The sequence below is a fragment of the Tenacibaculum sp. genome (assembly GCF_048269885.1).
In the GTDB taxonomy this organism is placed as follows: Bacteria; Bacteroidota; Bacteroidia; order Flavobacteriales; family Flavobacteriaceae; genus Polaribacter.
Genome location: NZ_JBLWTZ010000027.1, coordinates 12,775 through 34,655, shown reverse-complemented (window position 1 = coordinate 34,655; position 21,881 = coordinate 12,775). Strand labels below are relative to the sequence as shown.

The window sequence follows — 21,881 nt, the reverse complement described above, 5'->3', positions numbered from 1 at the left end:
GTAAATAATTGAAAGTTTTAGAAAGCAAAGCACTATATTTGCACTCGCAAAATTTCAATAAAACAATAGAATGAAAGCTGGAATTGTAGGATTACCAAACGTAGGGAAATCAACCTTATTTAACTGTTTATCTAATGCAAAAGCGCAGAGTGCAAACTTTCCGTTTTGTACCATTGAACCAAACTTAGGAGTAGTAAACGTACCGGATACTCGTTTAGAAAAGCTAGAAGAACTAGTAAATCCTGAAAGAGTGCTGCCTGCAACAGTAGAGATTGTGGATATTGCTGGTTTAGTAAAAGGAGCTAGTAAAGGAGAAGGTTTAGGGAATCAGTTTTTGGCTAATATTCGTGAAACAGATGCTATTTTGCATGTATTGCGTTGTTTTGATAATGATAATATTGTGCATGTAGACGGTTCAGTAGATCCTATTCGTGATAAGGAAACTATTGATATTGAGCTTCAATTAAAAGATTTAGAGACTGTTCAAAAACGTTTAGAGCGTGTAAAAAGAACTGCTAAAACAGGTAATAAAGAAGCTCAGGTAGAATTAGAAATTTTATTGAAAGTAGAAGCTACTTTGTTAGAAGGAAAATCTATTCGCTCTATTGAGTTTACAGAAAAAGAAGAAGAATTTGTAAAACCACTACAGTTTATTACAGCAAAACCAGTTTTATACGTGTGTAACGTTGATGAAGATTCAGCTGTTTCAGGAAATGCATATGTTGATAAAGTTAAGGAAGCTGTAGCACACGAAAATGCTGAAGTTATTGTATTAGCAGTAGGTACGGAAGCTGACATTACAGAGTTAGACGATTATGAAGAACGTCAAATGTTCTTAGCTGATATCGGATTAGAAGAAGCAGGAGTTTCTCGTTTGGTTCGTTCGGCTTATAAATTACTAAACTTACAAACGTACTTTACTGCAGGTGTAAAAGAAGTAAGAGCTTGGACTATTCCGGTAGGAGCAACTGCACCACAAGCGGCAGGAGTTATTCATACAGACTTTGAAAAAGGGTTTATCCGCGCTGAGACTATTAGTTATGATGATTATGTATCATTCGGTAGTGAAGCTAAGGTAAAAGAAGCTGGTAAAATGAGAGTAGAAGGTAAGGAGTATATCGTGAAAGACGGTGATATTATGCACTTTAGATTTAACGTATAATTTTTACTTTATAAAGCTTAAACTCCACTAAAATCTAGTGGAGTTTTTTTGTACCTTAGAAATTCTAAAACGCTTACTTACGATGCAACTAGAAAAACAAACATTTCAATTCTTAAAGGACTTAAAAGAAAATAATAATCGTGAATGGTTTACTGAGCATAAAGCACAATTTACAGCAGCTCAAAATAATGCAAAAGCTATTTATAAGAAGATTGAAGAAAACTTAAATAAACATGATGAGATTGATAAATTTAAGTTGTTTAGAATTTACAGAGATGTGCGTTTTTCAAAAGATAAAACGCCTTATAAAACACATTTTGGAGGTTCTTTTCATAGAAAGAAGCCAGCATTAAGAGGAGGGTATTATTTGCATGTTTCTCCAGGAGATAGTTTTGTAGCTGGTGGATTCTGGGAACCAAATAAAGAAGATCTTTTACGTATTCGTAAAGAGTTTGAAGTAGACGCTTCTGAAATTAGAGAGATTTTAAAAGAAAAGAACTACGTACAACATTTTGGAGGTAAACTAGAAGGAGATGAGCTTAAAACTGCTCCTAAAGGGTTTGATAAGGAACATCCAGATATCGATTTGATTCGTAAAAAAGGCTACATCGCTATTCAACGTTTTTCTGATAAAGAAGTGTTAGCTCCAGACTTTTTAACAAAGGTAAATGATGCTTTTAAAGCGTTACGTCCGTTTTTTAATTATATGAGTGATGTGTTAACCACGAACTTAAATGGAGAAAGTGTTTTAGATTAATTTAGGTGCAATCTCACTTCTCTTTTCAAATAAACATAGGTAAGCGCAGTAGATAAAACATCTGCTATAGGAAAAGACATCCAAACACCATTTACGCCATAAAATTTAGGAAGTATATACACTAAAGGAATTAGAAAGAACCCTTGTTTTAAGAGGGTTAACAATAGTGCAGGTAATGCTTTGCCTGCTGCTTGAAAATAAGCAGATCCGATTAATTGAGTAGTTATTACAGGAGTTGCTAAAAAAGCTACAATTAATGCATCAGGAGTGAGTTTTAATAACTTTTCATCTTCAGTAAAAACCCCCACTAATTCAGTTGGAAATAACATGATCATTATAAAAATTAAAACAGCAATACCGGTGCCAAAAAGGATGGATGTTTTTATAGTTTCTTTTACTCTTTCAGTATTGTTAGCTCCATAATTGTATCCTGCAATAGGTAAAAAACCTTGGGTAACTCCTAAAACAGGAAATAAGGCAAATAACATAACCCTATTGATAATACCATAAATGGCAATTGAAATCTCACCACCATATTTAAAAAGAGAGTAGTTTAAAACAATAGTTAAAATACTTATGGTTCCTTGTCTTACTACTGTTACACCGCCTAAAGAAACAATCTCTTTTACAATAGAAAAATTCAATTTAAAATATTTGGGAATTATTTTTAATTCAGTCTTTTTTGAAATAAAAAACCAAAGAATAAATATTCCACTAACTGCATACGAAATAGAGGTAGCCAAACCTGCACCGTACATTCCTAAGTTCATAAACTTAATGAAAATGACATCTAAGAAAATATTAGCAATGGCAGGGAAGAGCATGGTAAGCATCGCATAATTGGGTTTGCCAACTGCTCTAACAACAGGATTACCCATCATAGCAAAAGCCAAAAACGGAACACCCCAAACAATTACATCGAAATACTCAGTAGCAGGTACTATAATGTTTCCATTGGCTCCAAAAAGCCTTAAAATAGGTGTGCTGAAAAATGTTCCTACAAGCACAAATAAAACAGATAACGCGATGGTTAATGAAATTTGATTCCCAAAAACTTCAAAGGCTTTATCTTCTTTATTAGCTCCTAAGGCTCTAGAAATTATAGAGCTTCCTCCAATTCCGACTCCCATACCAATCGACGAAATTAAAAAAGCAATGGGGAGTACTACAGTAATTGCTGCAATAGCGAGTACACCAATCCATCTCCCCACAAAAATGGTATCTACAATCATATTAATCGACATGACTAAAATACCAATAGAAGCAGGAATGGCTTGTTTTAAAATAAGTTGACTAATGCTTTTCGTACCCAGATCGTTGGCAATTGTATTCATGCTGACTAAATTAGTGTGAATTATTCATCCAAAAGAAAAACAGCGTTAGATTTAAGTAATAATTAACATCAATCCTGTAAGTTTGTCATATGAATTTATTTGAACAAAAGCATATCGTAACTCCAGAAGAAATAGATGAATACAACCATGTAAACAATGTGGTATATGTACAATGGATGCAAAACATTTCAGATGCTCATTGGAAAGAACTTTCTAAAAATGTTAAGAACATCGATTATGTGTGGTTTGTTATCCGACATGAAATTGATTATAAAAATCAAGCTGTATTAGGAGATGAAGTAACACTTAGAACTTGGGTTGGAAAAACAGCAGGGATAAGATCGGTACGTCACTTCGAAATGTATAGAGGCGAAACGTTATTAGTAAAATCTGAAACTACTTTTTGTTTGTTAGATGCTAACACAAAAAAGCCTAAAAGAATTACGAAAGAAGTAACAAACTTATTGTTACCGTAAAAGAAACAATATCTTTGCACTTATAAATTTATAAAATGACAACATTTACCGCATTAGGAGTACGAAAAGAATATGTTAAGGGATTGAAAGAGTTAGGAATAACAACTCCTACTGAAGTACAACAAGAAACCATACCTTACTTACTTGAAAATAATTCAGATTTTATTGGATTAGCACAAACAGGAACAGGTAAAACAGCTGCTTATGGTCTACCTATTTTACATAAAATAGATACTTCAAAAGATACTGTTCAAGCGTTAATTTTATCGCCTACAAGAGAACTGGTACAACAGATAAAGAAGCAACTATTTAAATTTACAAAATATGTGGATGATACAATTTTTGTAGAAGCAGTGTACGGTGGAGAAAAAATAGAGCGTCAAATAAACAATTTAAAAAGAACGACACATATCATTGTCGCAACTCCAGGGCGTTTGATTGATTTAATAGAAAGAGGTGATGTAGACTTAAAAAATATCAAAACCTTAGTACTTGATGAGGCTGATGAAATGCTTAGTATGGGGTTTAAATTAGAATTGAATCGCATTTTAAAATATACTTCTGGTACTCGTAAGACATGGTTGTTTTCGGCAACCATGCCTGAGGAAATTCGAAGTATTATAAAAAAATACATGAATGCTTCTGCAAAACAAGTTGAAGTAAATAAAAATGTATTGGTGAACGCCAACATTACGCATCAGTTTGTAACAACTACGATTCCTGAAAAAACAGGAGTTATTATTAAGTTTTTGGAAAAAAGACATGCTGAAAGAGGAATCATTTTTTCAAGAACCAAAGCAGGAGCTCAAAAACTAACGAAAGAGTTACAAGAAGACGGTTTTTCGGTAGAAGCTCTTGAAGGAGATATGCAACAAAAAGAACGTGATAAGGTAATGCGTGCTTTTAAAAATGGAAACCTACAAATATTGGTGTCTACAGATGTTTCAGCCAGAGGAATTGATGTTCAAAACTTAGCTTTTGTTATTCATCATCAATTACCAGAGCAGTTAGAATATTATACACACCGTAGCGGTAGAACAGCAAGAGCAGGAAAAAGAGGAGTTTCATTAGCATTAATTCTTCAAAATGAAAGAAATCGTTTAGCTGAAGTTGAAAGAACATTACAAATACAATTTTCTGAAATATCAATATAAATGGATGTAATTTACGCCATAGACATTGCAGGAACCTTCGCTTTTGCCATTAGTGGCGCATTGGTAGCGATTAGAAAAAAGTTTGATGTTTTTGGAGTCATTATCATCGCTTTTGTGACTGCTGTAGGAGGTGGAATGACAAGAGATGTGCTTATTAATGCACATCCTATAAACTGGATTGGAGATATCAATTACATCTGGACTATTTTAATAGCTGTAGCAGCAACTTTTTTATTTCGAAGTAAAATAGCTCCATTAAGAAAAACAATGTTCTTATTCGATACCATTGGTATAAGCGTATTTACCTTATTAGGTGTTCAAAAAGGACTCAGTTTTAATTTGCATCCGTTTGTAGCTTTGGTTATGGGAATGTCATCTGCCGTTATGGGAGGAGTGATTAGAGATGTGTTAACAAACGAGATTCCGTTAATTTTTCATAGAGAAATATATGCATCTGCATGTTTAGCAGGAGGAATAGTATATTTATTATTAGCTCCTTTAGAAATGAATGAAGATTTGCTATTTGTTATTTCTGCAGGTATCATTGTTATTGTAAGAACAATTGCTGTACAATATAAATTGGAACTTCCTCGTATAAAAAAAGATGTATTTGGTAAATAAAAAAACATGAAAAAATTAGTTTTTGAAAATTTAGAAGCACTTTCTAGTATAGAAGGAAAACAATTGCCAGTAGGAGAGTGGTATACTGTAACACAACCAATGATTAATGATTTTGCAAATGCTATATTAGATAAACAGTGGATTCATATCGACACAGCAAAAGCAGCTAAATATTCTCCAACAAAAACAACAATAGCACACGGATTTATGTCCGTTTCTATGTTGTCGGAACTCATATCTAAACAATTTGAAGTAAAAAGTGTAACTATGGGATTAAACTACGGATTGAATAAAGTTCGTTTTCCTAATCCTGTGCCTGTAAATAGCGAATTACGTTTAATCAGTGCTGTTAAACTAATAGAAGATTTTCAGAATGGTAAAAAACTAACCTTTGATTGCACAATAGAAATAAAAGGACAAGAAAAACCTGCTTGTGTTGCCGAATTTATTTTTGTTCTTTTTGAATAAAAAAAGCTGCCTTATGAAAGACAGCTTTTAAAGTTTTATATTGTCTTAGTATTATGACAACCAACCTTTCGCTATTGTTTTTTTAGAATACATCAATAAAAACACACCTATAACAATTACCATTATAGGCATTACAATACTTCCTGGTCCATATACTTCAGTCGCTCTACTCATAAATAAGTTATACGACATTTGAACTACGATAGCTATTAGTGAAAGTAAAAACATTGGTCTTGCTAACTTTTTTCTCATTAATAAAAAAGCACTACCAATTAATCCACCAAAAACGGCAATTGCAAAAGCAGCAGTAACCCAAGTAGGAATATTTTCGTATAAAGCCCTTTCCGCCTCAGGTAAAGTGGCTCTGACTTCATCGGTCATATATGCTTGACCAATGTAAGACATAACACCTAGTCCATTCCAAACTAAGGCTGCAACACCAATAATCCAAAAAAGTGTAGTGGGTTTGTTTGAATCTGTCATAAAATATAGTTTTTAGTTAGTTACTGTTAAATGTAGTTATAAATAACTCAAAATCCAAAACAGACTGTAAATCAGAGAGTAGTGTAGGCATAAAAAAGAAAGTAATTAGCTAATAAATAATAGGGCTTCTTAAAATAATGTTAAAGACTAATAATTAATGTAACGAGATTAGAAAATAGTCGTCATATAAACATATAATTACTTAACAAGTAATGTTTAGTGATTAGTTAGTTTTTAATAGTTGATTGAAAGGAAAGGCTCGAGATATTATCCCGAGCCTTTTTTAATATATTTTATTTTTATAGCTTACTTTCTTTCTAATAAAGCCATGTAAAATCCGTCGTAACCAGATGTATGCGATAGTACTTTTTCGTCTTTTACAAACTTAAAATCTTTCCCCGCATCAGAAGCTAAAAAGAACTCAACTTGTTGTTGATTTTCAGATGGCAATACCGAACAAGTAGCATATACCATTTTTCCACCTGCCTTTACCATTTTAGAATATTGCTGCAACACTTCTTGTTGAGTACCACGAATTTTATCTAAAAATTCAGGTTGTAACTTCCATTTACTATCAGGATTTCTTCTAATTACTCCTAAACCAGAACATGGAGCATCAATTAAAACTCTATCGGCTTTCCCTTGTAACTTTTTAATTACTTTGGTAGAATCAATTACACGAGTATCAATATTATGAGCTCCATTTCTTTTCGCACGTATTTTTAGTTTTTTCAATTTACTTTCGTAAATATCCATTGCGATAACCTGTCCTTTGTTTTTCATTAAAGAAGCTAAGTGCAAAGTCTTTCCACCAGCCCCAGCGCAAGTGTCTACGACCTTCATTCCAGGTGCTACGTCTAAATAAGCAGCTACTAATTGAGAAGAAGCATCTTGTACTTCAAAAAAACCTTTTTTAAAGGCCTCTGTTTTAAAAACATTCGCTCTTTCTACTAATTTTAAAGCATCGTCATAGCCTTTGATAAATTCAGTGTCAATTCCTTCAGAAGCTAACTGTTTTTGTAAATGAGCTTTGGTTGTATTTAACGTATTTGTACGTAAGATAACCTCTGCTTGTTTGTTTAAAGCAGCTATTTCTTTGGTCCAAACTTCTTCACCCAATTCTTGTACACCAACTTCATCAATCCAATCAGGAATAGATTCTCTAAATTTTCTTATTTTTAATAATTCATCAAACTTACCTTTGATTCTTCTTGTAGGAGTAGGCTCTATCTGATTCCAATCAGGTAATTGAATTCCTTTTAACACACACCAAACAGCAAATAATCGCCATAAATCAGGACGAGAATACGGTGCTTTTACATTTGCTATTTCTGCATATAAACGCTTCCAACGAACCACATCATAAATAGTTTCTGCAACAAACTTTCTATCACGTGCTCCCCAGCGTTTATCTCTCTTCAGCGCTTTTTCAACAGCTTTATCTGCATATACATCTTCATTAAAAATATCGCGTAAGCTATCAATAACCGCGAAAACTAAATTTCTATGTAATCTCATTTGATGAATTTAAGAGTGCAAAGATAGTTGATTTTAATGGCTTTTTGTATTTTCGTTCTTAATGAATTTAAATAACCCCGTAACATATATAAAAGGAATTAGTGTTGCTAGAGCAGAGTTGTTATTTAGCGAGTTAGGTATTAAAACGTGTAACGATTTATTGCACCTTTTCCCGTATAGATATATCGATAAAACACAGTTTTATACGGTTAATCAGTTGCAACAAAACTCCGCTGAAGTACAAATCGTAGGGAAAATAACAGGAGTTAAAACCGTAAAGCAAAAAAGAGGAAGTAGGTTGGTAGCTACTTTTTCAGATGCTACAGGTACTATGGAGTTGGTTTGGTTTAAAGGGGTTAAATGGATTAAAGATAGCTTAAAAGTAAACGTTCCCTACGTTATTTACGGAAAACTAAATTGGTATAATGGCACTCCTAATATGCCTCATCCAGAAATGGAAACCGTAAAAGAATACAAAAGCAAGCTGCAAATGGCGATGCAACCGGTATACCCATCTACTGAAAAACTAAGCACCAAAGGAATAAGTAACAAGGTCATGCGTACCATGATTCAAAACTTGTTTCAACAAGCATATAATGAAATTGAAGAAACTTTTCCAGCTTATTTTATTGAAGAACATCAGTTTTTAGGTAAAAAAGAATCACTATTAAATATTCATTTTCCTAAGAATCAAGAATTATTAACAAAGGCTCAATATCGATTGAAGTTTGAAGAGTTATTCTTTATTCAATTGCAATTATTACAAAAAAAACTCATCCGAAAATCAAAGTTAAAAGGCTTCGTTTTTGAGCATGTAGGAGAAGAGTTTACCAATTTTTACAACAATCATTTACCTTTTGACTTAACGGGAGCTCAAAAACGAGTACTGAAAGAAATTCGTAAAGATGCAGGGTCTGGAGCGCACATGAATCGATTACTACAGGGAGATGTAGGCTCTGGAAAAACGATTGTAGCGTTATTGACTATGTTGTTAGCTATTGATAATGGATATCAAGCTACAATTATGGCTCCGACAGAGATACTTGCAACACAGCACTATAACGGGATAATAGAATTATTAGAGAAAACCAACATAAAAGTTGAGTTACTTACAGGGTCTACTAAAACAAAAAAGCGTAGAGAAATTCACGAAAGTTTAGAAGATGGTTCGCTGCATATTTTGATAGGAACCCATGCTATTTTAGAAGATAAAGTACAGTTTAAAAATCTTGGGATTGCTATTATTGATGAGCAACATCGTTTTGGAGTAGCGCAGAGAAGAAAGTTGTGGGAAAAAGGAAGCCCAACCCCAGCCCTTCCCAAAGGGAAAGGAGAAGAAGTTCGTAAAAAATATATGACAGCTCGTCCTTCAACATATAAACTTTTAAAAGAACTACAAAAACAACGTAAAAAACAGACAACACCTGCTGAGCGAGTTTTATGGGAAAGTTTAAAAACAAAACAATTAAACTATAAATTTAGAAGACAACATATTATTGATGAATTTATAGTTGATTTTGTTTGTTTAGAGAAAAAACTCATCGTTGAAGTAGATGGGAAATATCATGAAACTCCTGAACAAGAAGAAGCAGACAATTTGCGTACAGAAATTTTAACTGATTTTGGATATAAGGTAATTAGATTTACAAACGAAGAAGTTATTGGCAACATTGATAATGTTTTAGAAAACATAAAAGAAACTTTAAAAAGCCTCCCTTCAGGGGAGGTTGGAGGAGCTGTTATTCCTCCTCATATTTTGGTGATGACTGCGACACCTATACCAAGAACATTAGCAATGTCTGTTTATGGTGATTTAGATATTTCTGTAATTGATGAATTGCCTCCTGGACGTAAAGAAATTAAAACTGTACATCGTTATGATAGTAATCGATTAGGTGTTTTTAAGTTCTTGAAAGATGAAATAGCTAAAGGACGCCAAGCCTATGTGGTATATCCGTTAATTCAAGAGTCTGAAGCAATGGACTACAAAGATTTAATGGACGGATATGAAAGTATTTCTCGAGAGTTTCCCTCTCCAAAATATCAAATAAGTATTGTTCATGGACAAATGAAACCCGCTGATAAGGATTATGAAATGGAACGATTTGCCAAAGGAGATACTCAAATTATGGTAGCTACTACAGTTATTGAAGTAGGGGTAAATGTACCAAACGCCTCTGTAATGGTTATTGAAAGTGCTGAACGTTTTGGGTTAAGTCAGTTACACCAATTACGAGGTAGAGTAGGGCGTGGAGCTGAACAGAGTTATTGTATTTTATTATCGAGCTATAAATTGTCTTCTGATGGAAAAACTCGATTACAAACGATGGTAGAAACTACAGACGGATTTAAAATAGCTGAAGTAGATTTAAAACTTCGGGGCCCAGGAAATATTATGGGCACACAACAAAGTGGTGTGTTAAATCTTAAAATAGCCGATGTGGTTAAAGATAGTCCGATATTACATGTAGCGCGTAAAGCTGCTATAAATTTACTTCAAGAAGACCCTAATTTGTCAGAAACAAAAAATTCCAGCTTGTTAAAAGCTTATGAGAAGCTTAAAAAAACAAGTGGAATTTGGAGTTATATAAGCTAGCACAAAGTACTAGCTAGAACTTAATGTTTTTTCGTTATTAGTGGTATCATCACTTTTATTAAATCTCAAAATTGTATATCCAATGATTGCAGAAATAAGAGAGCCTAAAAGCACACCAATCTTAGCAGAACCTAAGAATTCGGGACTCTTAGCAAAAGCTAAACTAGCAATGAATATTGCCATGGTAAAACCAATTCCTGCTAAAAATGATACCCCAACAATATGCTGAGTATTTATTTCTTTAGGAACTTCAATTATTTTAAGTTTTTTAACCGTAGTAATAATTGTGGTAATTCCAATACTATTTCCTAAAATTAAACACAAGGCAATATTTATAATTAAGGAAGTATCTAAGTTGGCATCACCATCTATTAAAACTCCTGCATTGGCCAAAGCAAAAATTGGAATAATTGCATAGGCAACTAAATCATGTAATTTGTGCTCTAAAAGTTGAAGAGGAGATTGGTAATCTTCTATCCAGTGATCTAAGTTGTCTATTTCAGCAACTTGCTCTTTTGATAATATTGGTTTCGGAGCAACTTTCGCGTTTTTAATATTCTCCATAATTTGTGATAAATTAGCTATAAACTCAGGAGTATGTACTTTTTGTCTAATAGGTACAGCAAAAGCCATTAAAATACCTGCAACTGTTGGGTGTATTCCTGCTTTTAAAAATAAAATCCAAATAACCGCACCAAACATAAAAGTTACGTAGTGAGAATAAAAACCTTTATGAGCAATAAAATAAAGAAAAGCTAATAAGCCTATAGCAATTGATATTAAAGTAATATCTATACTAGTACTATAAAATAATGCAATTACTAGAACAGCACCTATATCATCAACAATAGCAAAAGCGGTTAAAAAGACTTTTAAACTTAATGGTACTTTTTTACCTAGAGTATTTAAAACAGCTAGAGAAAAGGCAATATCTGTAGCCATAGGAACTCCCCATCCATGACTTGTATCAGGGTTTTTGTTTAAAAAAAAGAAGAATAAAATAGGAAATAACATACCACCAAGCGCTCCAAAAAGAGGAAATGCTAGTTTTTTGGTAGAGTTTAATTCTCCTATTAAGAATTCTCTTTTAATTTCTAATCCAATTAAAAAGAAAAATACAGCCATTAAACCATCATTAATCCAAAGTATCAATGGTTTGTACAATTCAAGGTGTTCAGATTTAAAACCTATTTTGTATTCCCATAAGGCATTGTAACTGTCTCTAAAAGGAGAGTTTGCCCAAATAAGGGCTAATAAAGTAGCTGCCAACAATAAGATACCACTAGCACTTTCAGTTTTTATAAAGTTTTGAAGTGGAGATATAATTCTCTTTTTTATCATGTTTATATATATAGATTGTAACTTACTTTCTTTACTTCAAAAAAGTAAGGGTATTATTTTTTTGTTTCAGAAAGCGAAGATAATTCATCAAACTTTAACGAAAAGTTAAATTATTAAAACTTTTTAACACTTAAGAAGGAAAAACGATACGAAATACCTAAATTTAATTGAGTATTACTTAAACTTCCTCCTCTAGCTTTCACATAACCTGCTCCTAATCTTAAACTTAAGTTATCAGCAAGCTTTTGATTAATTCCAACACTAGGTTTAACAATTAATCCTTGTCCTGTACTAATACCTCCACCACCAGCAGCACCTCCTAAAACTTGTGCAAAAAGAGAGGTTTTACCATTAAAGAAGTCATTTGTTTGCACTCCTAAACCTACAATTCCCTCAGCATAAGCTCCTGCGTTACCAAAGTTAGCAAAAGAAGTTTGACCTGCCGCATATAAATACTTGTTTAAGAAAAAGTTTAGCTGTAATGATATTTGATGCATATTTTGATCAAAGCCACCATCTCTAGCTGCGTTTAAATATAAATCTTGTTTAATAATTGCGTCAAACCCTTTAAACGTCCCTTCTGAAAATTCGTTTTCATCAGATAAAACACCGTCTCTATCCATATAATATTTTAAGCCAAAACCAAAGGTTGAGGAAACGAAATGAGCATCCGGACTCATTAAGTACCCTTTGTTGATTGATGCATACACATTGTCAAACAGCTTTTGTTCTATAGAGAGATCTGGATATATTAAAAAGCCTCCTTTGGTATCTACACCGCCACCGCCACCAGCACCTACTCCAAATTTAGCTAAAATATTTGTACGATTTTTATTCATTGACAAATGATAACCTCCTCCAAGAAAAACATCCATGTATCCTGCTTTAATTCCGTGATAAGCACCATCTGCTTTAACGAAAAAGAAAAAATCATCTCTAAGATAAGAATTTAATTCAAAACCTGCTAAACGGATTGTATTTCCTTTATAAGAACCTTTGGTAACTTTAGCATTATTTAAATGAACCAGCAATGAAATTCTATTGCTTAAAGTGTTCCAAGAAGTGTTTTTTAGGGCTTCTACAGAAAAAGTAGTTTCTCTGTCTTCAAATCTTGCAGTTTTAAATGATAGAGGAATTTGTACTGCCACATTTAATTGGCTACTATTAATGGTACCTCCATCAAAAAAGTCAACATAACTGTAGCCTGCTGTTGCAGAAAAGTGTTTAAAATCGTATCCTAAATTGAGGTGGGGAAGTATAAAAGCACCTCCGCCATCAGGAGCTGATGCACCACCACCGCCACCAAAGTGAATTCCTGCATCCATAAAAAGTTTATCGGTTATTTTCTGTTGAATTCCTGCATTTACACCTAATGTAAAAAAACCTCCTCTAATACCTCCTACAGCTCCATATAACCCCACTCCTGCATAACTCCAGTTATTTAACTTTAGGTTGTAATGAACCCCTGTATAGTCCATATTTTGCTCTCCTTCAGGCATTTTAATCGATAAAAAATCAATTTGACCAAATCCTAACTGTGTTTTTTGTTCAGGAACCGTACTTGTTTGTGCGTAAAAAAAATGAACACTCATTAGTAAACTTACTATGAGTGCTCTTTTAAAAATAATGTTAAGCATTAAATTGTTATTTAATTATGTATTTTTTGGCGTTTTCCGTTTATATATGAAGCTACAAAAGCATCACTAAATCCTATTTTTATTAATTCTTTTTGTAGGTCTTTAGCTTCACCTAATGTGCTAAATAAACCTAGAGAATACTTAAAGTAGCCATTCTCTGTAGTAACTGTTGAAGGAATAACTTCTGAAGATAATAAGGGGTATTTATTTTCTGAAAGCACACCAATTTGAACGGAGTAGATTGTTTGGCCGGCTGTGTTTTCGGCAACCTCTTCTGCAATCGTTGCTGTATTTATATCAGAATTAGATGAAAAATTACTATCTGGTTCATCAGTGTTTCTAGCAGCCCTAGCTTGCGCTCTGTTTATACTATCTAAAACCCTGTAAGCTTCTTTCTTTTTTACCGCTTCAATGTCTATGTTATTAATAGCGCTACTACCGCCATTTGTGTAAAAATAGTATGCAGCTCCTAATGAAAGGCCTAATAGAAGCCCTAAGAAAATAGGCAAAGTTTTTGAGCTCTTTTTTAGTGCCGCTAATTCTTCTTGTGTGCTACTTAATTCGCTTTCTGCTTCTTCTCTTTTTAATTTAGCGTTGTCTAAGTCTTCTTGCATTAACTTAAACTTCTCTTCTTCTATAAAAGGCATAAGTATGTAGATTAATTAATAGTTATTAAAAGCACTAAAATACAAATCTTTTTTAATACGCGTGTTTTAGAGAAAATAATAGGGCTTTTAGTTGATGGTTTCTATAACTTATGTGGGGTAGAATAAATGGTCATTTTGTTATTTCTGCTAAAACCAATAAGGAAAATACCAAATTCTTTAGCAAAATCTACGGCTAAAGAAGAGCAAGCAGAAACTGCAATTATTATCGGTATTTTAGCTAAAAAAGCCTTGGATACAATTTCATAAGAAACGCGTCCGCTAACTAACATATACTTGGTTTCTTTTAACTTGTTTTGGTTAATTAGGTCACCAATACATTTGTCTACCGCATTGTGCCGACCAATATCTTCTTTAATGGTTAACAGCTCTTCTTCTTTGTTAAAAAGAGCACAAGCATGACTGCCACCTGTTGTTTTAAATAAAAATTGTTTGTCGTTCATTTTCAAAAACATACGCCTAATTACTTCAGTTAACTCTTTAATGTTTTCTTTGGGAGTGTTTTTTAGTGTTTTACCTTTAATTTTTAAATCGCTTAGCTCTTTTTTTCCGCAAATACCACAAGAAGAAACAGACAAAAGGGTACGTTTGTTTAAGTATCCTTTTCCTAATTTTTCTTTTGGAAGATCGATGTTTAGTATTGCAGAAAAATCTTTTTCATTTTTAATGATTTCTACTTTTATATCATCTTGTTTTTTATAAATGTCTTCTGCATACAGTAAACCTCTTATCAGTTCTTTATCGTTACCAGGAGTTCTCATAACAACAGTATACGGTTCTTTATTGATGTTTATTTGTAAAGGGGCTTCTATAACAAGAATATCATCAAACTTTTCTAATGAGTCCATAGAAAGTTTAATAGATTGGTAGCTTTGTGTTTGTTTCATGATAAAAGCAAATGTATATAAAAAAGTGAGTAAAAAGAAAAGCCTTGATTCTTAAGAATCAAGGCTTTTAGTATGTTTTATTACCCCTAAACAATAAAACATACTTTTCGATAGGGGCTTCTATCAATTAGGTAAACGACAAATTTTAGATAATAGTATACGTACTAGTTGATTTTTGTACAGCTAATAACTATGAATTCGTTGTGAAGATTTGTGGTAAAAAAAAGGTAGGTATTTCCTCCATCCTTTAATTTTGTTTCCTTTCTAATTTGAGCCACAGTTTTAGGAAAATTACGTGTTGTAATATTTGCTTTGGTATCAGTTATCTGTTTTTTTATCTTTTTTTTATTGTAAGCAAATACGTTGTTAATATTAAAAATTCTGCCAGGAAAATCTTTAATTAAATTATCTGAAGTATAGAGATGAGAGTGTTGGTGTAGTTTGTTTACTTTTTGTTGGCTCGCCACTTGGTTAAACCCTCCAGATTTTAAAATAGCAGCATTAGGTTCGTAGAGGTATTGGAGAGGTGTTGAATATTCAAAACTGAGATCGGAACCTAATTCAAAGAAAAATTCTTGAGTATTGTTTTTCAGTATGTTAACTGTTGTTATTTTAACCGATTGTTTAGTTTCTTTTGTTAGTAAAAAAAGAAGCTCTTTTACCTCGTTATTCACTGCGACCACATGAATTTCAGTTACATATTTTAGCTCGTTAATAGTTGAAGTAATGTCTAGAATAGGAGAGTTTTTAATAAGTATTGTATTCGATTTTTCAAATAAAAAATCTAAATTTTTAGGTACATTAGGTAAACAATCACTGAGTAAAAAAACTTTTCCTTTTGTATCATTTCTTCGGGAAGGATCGATATAAATACAGTCAAATTTTTCAGAAGATTTTTTTAAGTACTCCAATCCGTCTGTAGCTAGAGTTTTGATATTCGAAACGTTCATTTGCTTATAATTATGCGAAACTATTTCTGAAAGTTCTTTGTTTATTTCACAGTGCAACACCTTTTTAAATTGCTTGGAAAAGGCATAGCAATCTATACCAAAACCTCCTGTGAGGTCGATTAAGGAATTTCCATTGACTAATTTAGACTTGTATTTTGCAGTTACTTCAGAAGATGTTTGCTCTATGCTTAGTTTTGGGGGGTAATAAATGTTTTTTGTATGAAACCAAGTAGGTAATTTTTTTTCTGATTTTTGTTTAGCTATAATTTGATTGGCCAATTCTTGTATAGAAATATTTTTAAAGGGGCTTCCTTTAAAAATAAATTGTTCTATGTTAACTTTTAAGTTGTTATTAATATAACTCTGAGTTTCAGTATGTAAAATATTTGTATTCAAAAAAGAAGTGTTTTTAGAGCGCTTTTGACCGCAATAATACTAATAATTTAACAGTTATAAAGTCTTGTTAATCCTAGATTTTTACTACGTTTGTTTACTTATTATCAATTTAAAGTTAACAAATAATTTATTATGAAAAAAAGTATTTTAATGTTTGCTATGATGTTAGCAACAGTAAGTGCAAGTGCCCAATTTTATGTTTCTGCTAGTGGAGGATATTCAATATCTAGTGCAGGAGTAAGGTTTGGAACAGAAACAACCACTGCTGGGGTAGAGAACACTTACGGTAGTTATGGTGAAGGGATGCATACTCAACTAAGAGGGGGGTATTTTTTTAATGACACTTTTGGTGTTGAAATTGGTGTTGGGTATTTAAATGGAGCGGATCAAACTTCTGTTTTAGTAGATTTACCAGCACAAGCACAGTATATTAATATCGAGGCTAGAGGAAAGGCTTACGGTGCTTCAGCTTCTTTAGTGTATAAGTTTACAAACAATATTTACGGTCGTTTTGGAGCGTTAATTAAAGTAGGTGGTAGAACTGAATCTGATGGAAACATAAACATCGCATTATCTCAAACTGAAATGTTGAATGTAGATTATACGCAAGACTATAAAGGAAGACTTCCTTTAGGTTTTATTGGAGCTGTAGGGTATAAGTATGACTTAAGCAATAAAGTGTCTATTTTTGCTGAACTAGAGTATATGGGAGTTAGTGTAACAAGAGACTCTTCTGAGATTACTGAATTTTCTGCAAATGTTAATGGTCAGCCAAGATCTATAGAGCAGGTTAAAGCTATTTTTGCAGCTCACCCAGAGTATGCTGCTTTGGCTCCTGTGTTTAATAAAAATATTGAGTATGTAGATGAGTTACCTTTAGGTGCTAATCCAGCTGGAGAAAAACAATTATCTCAAAAGGTTCCTTATTCTTCTTTTGGAATTAATATTGGAGCAACTTTTTATTTCGGAAAATAATTTCTGTATTATATAAAATTAAAAGAGCAGCAATTTTGCTGCTCTTTTTTAGTGTTTTTAAGTTTCAATAATGTTAATTATAAGCTTTTACATTTCCCATATTTAGTGTGCCCACTGGCATTTCATGCTTTGTCGGTAATATTGCCCCAGATTCTGTTGTTATCCAATCACTCCAAGTGGCTTCCATTCCACCAGTAGGAATTATAGAAACCCACATTTTATAACTAGTTGGTCGACCGTTTTCCTCTAAAATCCATAAATAAGAATCGCCTGGTGTTGACCCTCCTGTAGTATAAGTAACTAATAAAGCTTCTTTACCTTTGTAGGATACTATTCGGCGCTGAATTCCGTTCTCGAAAACTTTGTAAGGAGCTACTAACCAAAAGCTATCATTGTTAAAATAATCTATTGCTTTTTGTAGTATTTCGTTGTTGTTCACTTGCTTTTCATTCACTAATACAATGCTTTTTTCAGGTGTTTTTGTAAACAAAGTCACTTTGTTGGTTTCCCAAGATACTTCAACTATATCCTTTTCTTTATTCCATTTATAAAAATGCTTTCCTCTAAAACTCCATTCAATAAAACGAGTGTTTTTATACGCTTCATAATCCAATGCTTTAAGCATTTTAGTAGCCAAAGCATCTGCCTTAGGACCTTGCTCACCAGTAGGAAGACTTTCGTTATTTTTAAAATAAAAAACAGCTAATACAATAGCGCTAATTAGCAATAGTGTTCCTAATATTTTAACTAATTTCTTCATTTTTGATTATTAATTGTTTAATTCCTAGGGCTAGTTCATCTGCAGCAGCAGGATGGTTTCTAAACCAAAGTTCGGGTTCTATTAATTCGAGTTCTGCAATAGCTAATTTACCATTATTATCAGTAAAAACATCAACACGTGCATAAATAGGAGTTTCTATGCAGGCTTTTACGGCGTTTTCAGCAAACAAAATTTCTTCATCGGTAGGTGTGTAATTGTGCACTGAACCTCCAAAATCGTCTTGTACTCTAAAGTCTCCTGATTTGGCTGTTTTTAAAACAGCATGCGTAAACTTACCGTTCATAACCATTAATGAAATTTCTCCTTTTTCAACTATTTGGTACTGAAAAGGTTGAATAATCATAGCTTCTTTATCAATTAGCGTAGAAAAAGTCTCTTCGTATTCGTGTATATTCTCTAAACTGATTTTATAAGTGTGCCTCGCAGCACCTGAAATACATGGTTTTAAAACAAAATCGTTTAAATTATACTTTTGAGAAAGTTCTTGTAATGTGGTTTGAGTACTTTTTTCAATGAAGTAAGACTCACAAATATGCACTCCGTTTTGTTGTAAATCTTGTAGGTAGTGTTTATCAATATTCCAGCGAATAATTTTTTCTGAATTTAATAGAGTTGTTTGTTTACTAACGGTATTTAGCCATGTTGAAAACTCAGAAAACCGATCAAAATAATCCCAAGTAGTTCTAAATAAAATATATTTAGTGGTAGTCCAATTAAAAGTAGCATCATCCCATGAGAGGCGATCGACTGTTAATCCTTGGTTTTCAAGTGCTTTTTTTACGTAATTATCTTCATCTAACACATTTTGAATATAGTTGTTAAGCTTTGGAGGGTTTACATACCTCTTATCTGTAAGAATAATAACATCATATTTTTTCATAGATGCAATGTAACGTTATTTTTAGAGTTATAAAGTGCTTATTTATGCATATTATAATACTCTATTACGTGATTAGGTACTTTAATATTTTTTTGTAGCTTTTCATCTGATATGGGAGCTAGCGCAATTTGTTTTAATGGAATTAGTCCTGCCCAAATAGGTAACGTTTCGTCTTCGGGTTCATCGCTAACTCCAACATCTCTAATTTTTGCAGAAGCAGTTTTAACGGTCATTTCTACTACCAATGTTCTATCAAGTTCTTCAGGTTTCATAGGTCTAATATCATTCCAACGGCCCTTCATCATATGTTCCATAAAGCAATGCAAAGCGGCTTCTTTTTCTTTAGGCTCTTTAATTTTTTTTACTGAACCGAACAATGTAGCAGACCTATAGTTTACAGAATGATGTAATCCTGAACGCGCGAGAACTAATGCATCTAAATGCATTACTGTCATACTCATTTCTCCAGCATCTAAAAGCGATAACAACATCCTATTCGCTTGTGAGCTGTGGAGGTATATTTTATTTCCTTTTCTGCCGTAAGCCATCGGTAAGGAAATCGCTTTTCCTTCATAGGTATAACTTACAAAACCAATAAACCCAACATCTAAAATAGCGTTGATTTTTTCAACATCATAAACGGCTCTTTTTTGCCCTCTTTTAACTCTATTAAGTTTTGATTTTTGATATTCTTGCATGAAATTTTATTTTAAATAACGTTCTTTAATAATATCCATATGCCAAATACTATGTCCTAGCAAAATAAAAGCACAAGCCCTTGCTGAGATTGGTGAATTGTTGGCAATTCCTATGTTGCATAAATTTTCATAAGAAATGCTATTTAGTAAGTTGATTGAATACAATCGAGTTGTTGTAAATTCTTCTAAGAGACTATCTATTGTTTTGTTGTGTGCACCAGAGGGATTTATGTATGTGTTTTGATCAAAACCTTCCAAAGGGGTCATATCTTTCCTAGCAATTCGAAGTAGGCGATACATAAAAATACGTTCGGTGTCAATTATGTGTTGTAATACTTCTTTTATACTCCACTTTTGTGGTTGATACCGATATTCTAGCGTGTCTTTTGGAATAGATAAAAAAAACGTTATTACAGCTTCTTTGTCATTTTCAAATCCCTTTTTTAAAGAAGTTTTGTCTGGTACTTTAGATATATACCTAGCGTAAAATTCATTAAATTCTGTTGGTTGTAGTTCTTGTTTTTTCATTACTTAGATTATTTGCCTATCAAATGTAGTATATTTATGGTCTATTCAATTAATCCAGATTTAATATAATAAATAGTCCAGATGTTTCCTTATAAAACTGCATTAAAACTAAGTAAGAGTCTTAAAGAACCATTGTATTTACAGTTAGCAAATCAATTTATATTGCTAATTAGAGAAGGAAAACTTATGCCTGGAACAAAATTATTGGGCTCAAGAACATTAGCTGATTTGCTGTTGATACATAGGAAAACAGTGGTTGCTTGTTATGAAGAGTTGATGTTACAGGGCTGGGTAGAAACTATTCCTAAAAAAGGAACTTTTGTTAATAAGAGCTTACCTCTTATTCAAAAAATAACATGGGTCAATGCTCCTAAAACATTGAAAAAACAGCGTTCGGGATTTGCTTTTTATGAAAACAATCATCTGTTAGAGAAAAAAACGGAAAAGATAGAAGGGGTTATGTATATAAATGATGGTACGTCAGATACAAGGCTTGCGCCAACAGAAGAAATTGCTAGAATTTACCGAAAAATAGCTTCAAGAAAGCATGTTTATACGTTTTTAGATTACAGTACAACACAAGGAAATGAAAAATTACGAGAAGTGCTGGCTGTGTATTTAAACACTTCTAGAGGGATGGAGATCTCTAAAGAAAATATTTTAATTACCCGTGGTAGTCAAATGGGGATGTGGTTGTCTTCTCAATTGCTTTTAAAAGAAAAAGATGTTATTGTGGTTGGTGAAACGAACTATTCTTCTGCCGATATGACCTTTCGGCATCAAAAGGCACAAATTAAGAGGGTTTCAGTTGATGAAAACGGTCTTGCAATTGATCAGATAGAAAGATTGTGTAAGGAGCAGTCTGTAAAAGCTGTTTATGTAACTTCACATCACCATCACCCCACAACGGTTACTTTGTCGGCTGATAGGAGAATTTACTTATTAAACTTAGCGGAGAAATATAATTTTGCCATTATTGAAGACGACTATGATTATGATTTTAACTATAATCATGCTCCAATTTTACCATTAGCAAGTCATGATATGTCTGGAAATGTGATATATATAGGTTCTGTTTGTAAAACGGTAGCACCTGTTTTTAGGGTTGGATATTTGGTAGCTACCGAGGATTTTGTAAAAGAAGCCGCGAAATTAAGAGGTTATGTTGATAGGCAAGGAGATGCTTTGTTAGAAGTAACTTTTGCCGAATTTATTAAGTCTGGAGATTTAGATAGGCACATACGAAAAGTAATGAAGGTATATTTACATCGTCGAAATTTATTTTGTAAGCTGTTACAAAAAAGATTGGGCGCTTATTTTCAATTTGAGCTGCCAAAAGGAGGGATGGCTATTTGGGTTGAATTGAATAAACAGTATTCTTGGAATGAAGTAGCAAAAGAAGCAAGGAAGTATAAACTTGAAGTAGGAGAGTGGAAGCGATACGATTTAGCCAATAAAAAGCACAACGCTATACGAATTGGCTTTGCAAGTTATAATGATACGGAAATAAAGCTGTTAATAGAACGGTTAGTACTAACATTTAAGAGCATAAAAAAAAGTGCCTATTAAGCACT

At 32.8% G+C, this 21,881-nt stretch carries 21 protein-coding genes; 9 read left to right on the top strand and 12 right to left on the bottom strand.

Going from position 1 to position 21,881, the window contains the following annotated elements; all coding sequences use genetic code 11:
* The first annotated feature begins 70 nt into the window (after positions 1 to 70).
* Together ychF and ACN0WY_RS15655 are read left to right on the top strand one after the other, a co-directional pair.
* On the top strand, positions 71 to 1,162 hold the full coding sequence (gene ychF, locus ACN0WY_RS15660) for a redox-regulated ATPase YchF (protein ID WP_417800956.1): 1,092 nt from the start codon (positions 71 to 73) through the stop codon (positions 1,160 to 1,162).
* Positions 1,163 to 1,244: 82 nt separating this feature from the next.
* Positions 1,245 to 1,919, top strand: coding sequence for a DUF2461 domain-containing protein (locus ACN0WY_RS15655; RefSeq protein WP_330486783.1), 675 nt, complete (start codon positions 1,245 to 1,247; stop codon positions 1,917 to 1,919).
* Here ACN0WY_RS15655 and ACN0WY_RS15650 read toward each other — a convergent pair.
* Positions 1,916 to 3,253, bottom strand: coding sequence for an MATE family efflux transporter (locus ACN0WY_RS15650; RefSeq protein WP_417800955.1), 1,338 nt, complete (start codon positions 3,251 to 3,253; stop codon positions 1,916 to 1,918). The genes ACN0WY_RS15655 and ACN0WY_RS15650 overlap by 4 nt on opposite strands.
* An 89-nt stretch (positions 3,254 to 3,342) precedes the next feature.
* On the opposite strand from ACN0WY_RS15650, the gene ACN0WY_RS15645 reads away from it, so the two are divergent.
* From ACN0WY_RS15645 to ACN0WY_RS15630, 4 genes are read left to right on the top strand one after another with little or no spacing between them, the layout of a single operon-like run.
* On the top strand, positions 3,343 to 3,729 hold the full coding sequence (locus ACN0WY_RS15645) for an acyl-CoA thioesterase (RefSeq protein ID WP_330486781.1): 387 nt from the start codon (positions 3,343 to 3,345) through the stop codon (positions 3,727 to 3,729).
* A 35-nt stretch (positions 3,730 to 3,764) separates the two neighbouring features.
* A complete protein-coding gene (locus ACN0WY_RS15640) occupies positions 3,765 to 4,883 on the top strand; it encodes a DEAD/DEAH box helicase (RefSeq protein WP_330486780.1) in 1,119 nt (372 codons plus the stop codon).
* A complete protein-coding gene (locus ACN0WY_RS15635) occupies positions 4,884 to 5,504 on the top strand; it encodes a trimeric intracellular cation channel family protein (protein ID WP_330486779.1) in 621 nt (206 codons plus the stop codon).
* Between the two features lie 6 nt (positions 5,505 to 5,510).
* Entirely contained in the window at positions 5,511 to 5,972 is a 462-nt protein-coding gene (locus tag ACN0WY_RS15630) for a MaoC family dehydratase (protein ID WP_417800954.1), read from the top strand.
* Positions 5,973 to 6,023: 51 nt separating this feature from the next.
* On the opposite strand, the gene ACN0WY_RS15625 is transcribed toward ACN0WY_RS15630, so the two are convergent.
* Together ACN0WY_RS15625 and ACN0WY_RS15620 are read right to left on the bottom strand one after the other, a co-directional pair.
* Complete coding sequence (locus ACN0WY_RS15625) at positions 6,024 to 6,455, bottom strand: hypothetical protein (RefSeq protein ID WP_417800953.1); 432 nt, start codon at positions 6,453 to 6,455, stop codon at positions 6,024 to 6,026.
* 306 nt (positions 6,456 to 6,761) lie between these two features.
* On the bottom strand, positions 6,762 to 7,973 hold the full coding sequence (locus ACN0WY_RS15620) for an RsmB/NOP family class I SAM-dependent RNA methyltransferase (RefSeq protein WP_417800952.1): 1,212 nt from the start codon (positions 7,971 to 7,973) through the stop codon (positions 6,762 to 6,764).
* 61 nt (positions 7,974 to 8,034) lie between these two features.
* On the opposite strand from ACN0WY_RS15620, the gene ACN0WY_RS15615 reads away from it, so the two are divergent.
* Positions 8,035 to 10,569, top strand: a complete 2,535-nt coding sequence (locus ACN0WY_RS15615) for a DUF559 domain-containing protein (RefSeq protein ID WP_417800951.1) — start codon at positions 8,035 to 8,037, stop codon at positions 10,567 to 10,569.
* 9 nt (positions 10,570 to 10,578) lie between these two features.
* Here the strand turns inward: ACN0WY_RS15615 and nhaA are convergent, their stop codons facing one another.
* From nhaA to ACN0WY_RS15590, 5 genes are all read right to left on the bottom strand, one after another.
* Positions 10,579 to 11,910: a Na+/H+ antiporter NhaA gene (gene nhaA, locus ACN0WY_RS15610; protein ID WP_417800950.1), complete on the bottom strand. Its 1,332-nt coding sequence runs from the start codon at positions 11,908 to 11,910 to the stop codon at positions 10,579 to 10,581.
* 113 nt (positions 11,911 to 12,023) lie between these two features.
* Positions 12,024 to 13,547, bottom strand: coding sequence for a hypothetical protein (locus tag ACN0WY_RS15605; protein ID WP_417800949.1), 1,524 nt, complete (start codon positions 13,545 to 13,547; stop codon positions 12,024 to 12,026).
* Between the two features lie 11 nt (positions 13,548 to 13,558).
* Positions 13,559 to 14,194 (bottom strand): hypothetical protein, encoded by a 636-nt coding sequence (locus tag ACN0WY_RS15600; protein ID WP_330486772.1) that lies wholly within the window; start codon positions 14,192 to 14,194, stop codon positions 13,559 to 13,561.
* A 101-nt stretch (positions 14,195 to 14,295) separates the two neighbouring features.
* Positions 14,296 to 15,099, bottom strand: coding sequence for a formate dehydrogenase accessory sulfurtransferase FdhD (fdhD, locus tag ACN0WY_RS15595; protein WP_417800948.1), 804 nt, complete (start codon positions 15,097 to 15,099; stop codon positions 14,296 to 14,298).
* Between the two features lie 164 nt (positions 15,100 to 15,263).
* Positions 15,264 to 16,445, bottom strand: a complete 1,182-nt coding sequence (locus tag ACN0WY_RS15590; protein WP_417800947.1) for a THUMP-like domain-containing protein — start codon at positions 16,443 to 16,445, stop codon at positions 15,264 to 15,266.
* Between the two features lie 132 nt (positions 16,446 to 16,577).
* Here ACN0WY_RS15590 and ACN0WY_RS15585 point away from each other — a divergent pair, with 132 nt between their 5' ends.
* Positions 16,578 to 17,420 carry an outer membrane beta-barrel protein gene (locus ACN0WY_RS15585; RefSeq protein ID WP_330486769.1) on the top strand — a complete coding sequence of 281 codons (843 nt, stop codon included), beginning with the start codon at positions 16,578 to 16,580 and terminating at the stop codon, positions 17,418 to 17,420.
* A gap of 73 nt (positions 17,421 to 17,493) precedes the next feature.
* On the opposite strand, the gene ACN0WY_RS15580 is transcribed toward ACN0WY_RS15585, so the two are convergent.
* The 4 genes from ACN0WY_RS15580 to ACN0WY_RS15565 are packed head-to-tail and all read right to left on the bottom strand — an operon-like array spanning position 17,494 to position 20,307.
* Positions 17,494 to 18,180: a hypothetical protein gene (locus tag ACN0WY_RS15580; RefSeq protein ID WP_417800946.1), complete on the bottom strand. Its 687-nt coding sequence runs from the start codon at positions 18,178 to 18,180 to the stop codon at positions 17,494 to 17,496.
* A complete protein-coding gene (locus ACN0WY_RS15575) occupies positions 18,164 to 19,081 on the bottom strand; it encodes an ATP-grasp domain-containing protein (protein WP_417800945.1) in 918 nt (305 codons plus the stop codon). The genes ACN0WY_RS15580 and ACN0WY_RS15575 overlap by 17 nt, the downstream gene beginning before the upstream one ends.
* A gap of 38 nt (positions 19,082 to 19,119) precedes the next feature.
* Positions 19,120 to 19,779 (bottom strand): pyridoxamine 5'-phosphate oxidase family protein, encoded by a 660-nt coding sequence (locus ACN0WY_RS15570; RefSeq protein ID WP_330486766.1) that lies wholly within the window; start codon positions 19,777 to 19,779, stop codon positions 19,120 to 19,122.
* A 6-nt stretch (positions 19,780 to 19,785) separates the two neighbouring features.
* The gene (locus ACN0WY_RS15565) at positions 19,786 to 20,307 is read right to left on the bottom strand and encodes a DinB family protein (protein WP_417800944.1); all 522 of its coding nucleotides are present in this window, start codon (positions 20,305 to 20,307) and stop codon (positions 19,786 to 19,788) included.
* Between the two features lie 81 nt (positions 20,308 to 20,388).
* Between ACN0WY_RS15565 and ACN0WY_RS15560 the strand changes: the two genes are divergently transcribed.
* Positions 20,389 to 21,876 (top strand): PLP-dependent aminotransferase family protein, encoded by a 1,488-nt coding sequence (locus tag ACN0WY_RS15560; protein WP_330486764.1) that lies wholly within the window; start codon positions 20,389 to 20,391, stop codon positions 21,874 to 21,876.
* Positions 21,877 to 21,881 lie beyond the last annotated feature (5 nt).

What these genes read in the sequence shown, in the direction of transcription:
- ychF (WP_417800956.1), top strand. Translation starts at nt 71, where the DNA reads ATGAAAGCTGGAATTGTAGGATTACCAAACGTAGGGAAATCAACCTTA.
- ACN0WY_RS15655 (WP_330486783.1), top strand. Translation starts at nt 1,245, where the DNA reads ATGCAACTAGAAAAACAAACATTTCAATTCTTAAAGGACTTAAAAGAA.
- ACN0WY_RS15650 (WP_417800955.1), bottom strand. Translation starts at nt 3,253, where the DNA reads ATGAATACAATTGCCAACGATCTGGGTACGAAAAGCATTAGTCAACTT.
- ACN0WY_RS15645 (WP_330486781.1), top strand. Translation starts at nt 3,343, where the DNA reads ATGAATTTATTTGAACAAAAGCATATCGTAACTCCAGAAGAAATAGAT.
- ACN0WY_RS15640 (WP_330486780.1), top strand. Translation starts at nt 3,765, where the DNA reads ATGACAACATTTACCGCATTAGGAGTACGAAAAGAATATGTTAAGGGA.
- ACN0WY_RS15635 (WP_330486779.1), top strand. Translation starts at nt 4,884, where the DNA reads ATGGATGTAATTTACGCCATAGACATTGCAGGAACCTTCGCTTTTGCC.
- ACN0WY_RS15630 (WP_417800954.1), top strand. Translation starts at nt 5,511, where the DNA reads ATGAAAAAATTAGTTTTTGAAAATTTAGAAGCACTTTCTAGTATAGAA.
- ACN0WY_RS15625 (WP_417800953.1), bottom strand. Translation starts at nt 6,455, where the DNA reads ATGACAGATTCAAACAAACCCACTACACTTTTTTGGATTATTGGTGTT.
- ACN0WY_RS15620 (WP_417800952.1), bottom strand. Translation starts at nt 7,973, where the DNA reads ATGAGATTACATAGAAATTTAGTTTTCGCGGTTATTGATAGCTTACGC.
- ACN0WY_RS15615 (WP_417800951.1), top strand. Translation starts at nt 8,035, where the DNA reads ATGAATTTAAATAACCCCGTAACATATATAAAAGGAATTAGTGTTGCT.
- nhaA (WP_417800950.1), bottom strand. Translation starts at nt 11,910, where the DNA reads ATGATAAAAAAGAGAATTATATCTCCACTTCAAAACTTTATAAAAACT.
- ACN0WY_RS15605 (WP_417800949.1), bottom strand. Translation starts at nt 13,547, where the DNA reads ATGCTTAACATTATTTTTAAAAGAGCACTCATAGTAAGTTTACTAATG.
- ACN0WY_RS15600 (WP_330486772.1), bottom strand. Translation starts at nt 14,194, where the DNA reads ATGCCTTTTATAGAAGAAGAGAAGTTTAAGTTAATGCAAGAAGACTTA.
- fdhD (WP_417800948.1), bottom strand. Translation starts at nt 15,099, where the DNA reads ATGAAACAAACACAAAGCTACCAATCTATTAAACTTTCTATGGACTCA.
- ACN0WY_RS15585 (WP_330486769.1), top strand. Translation starts at nt 16,578, where the DNA reads ATGAAAAAAAGTATTTTAATGTTTGCTATGATGTTAGCAACAGTAAGT.
- ACN0WY_RS15580 (WP_417800946.1), bottom strand. Translation starts at nt 18,180, where the DNA reads ATGAAGAAATTAGTTAAAATATTAGGAACACTATTGCTAATTAGCGCT.
- ACN0WY_RS15575 (WP_417800945.1), bottom strand. Translation starts at nt 19,081, where the DNA reads ATGAAAAAATATGATGTTATTATTCTTACAGATAAGAGGTATGTAAAC.
- ACN0WY_RS15570 (WP_330486766.1), bottom strand. Translation starts at nt 19,779, where the DNA reads ATGCAAGAATATCAAAAATCAAAACTTAATAGAGTTAAAAGAGGGCAA.
- ACN0WY_RS15565 (WP_417800944.1), bottom strand. Translation starts at nt 20,307, where the DNA reads ATGAAAAAACAAGAACTACAACCAACAGAATTTAATGAATTTTACGCT.
- ACN0WY_RS15560 (WP_330486764.1), top strand. Translation starts at nt 20,389, where the DNA reads ATGTTTCCTTATAAAACTGCATTAAAACTAAGTAAGAGTCTTAAAGAA.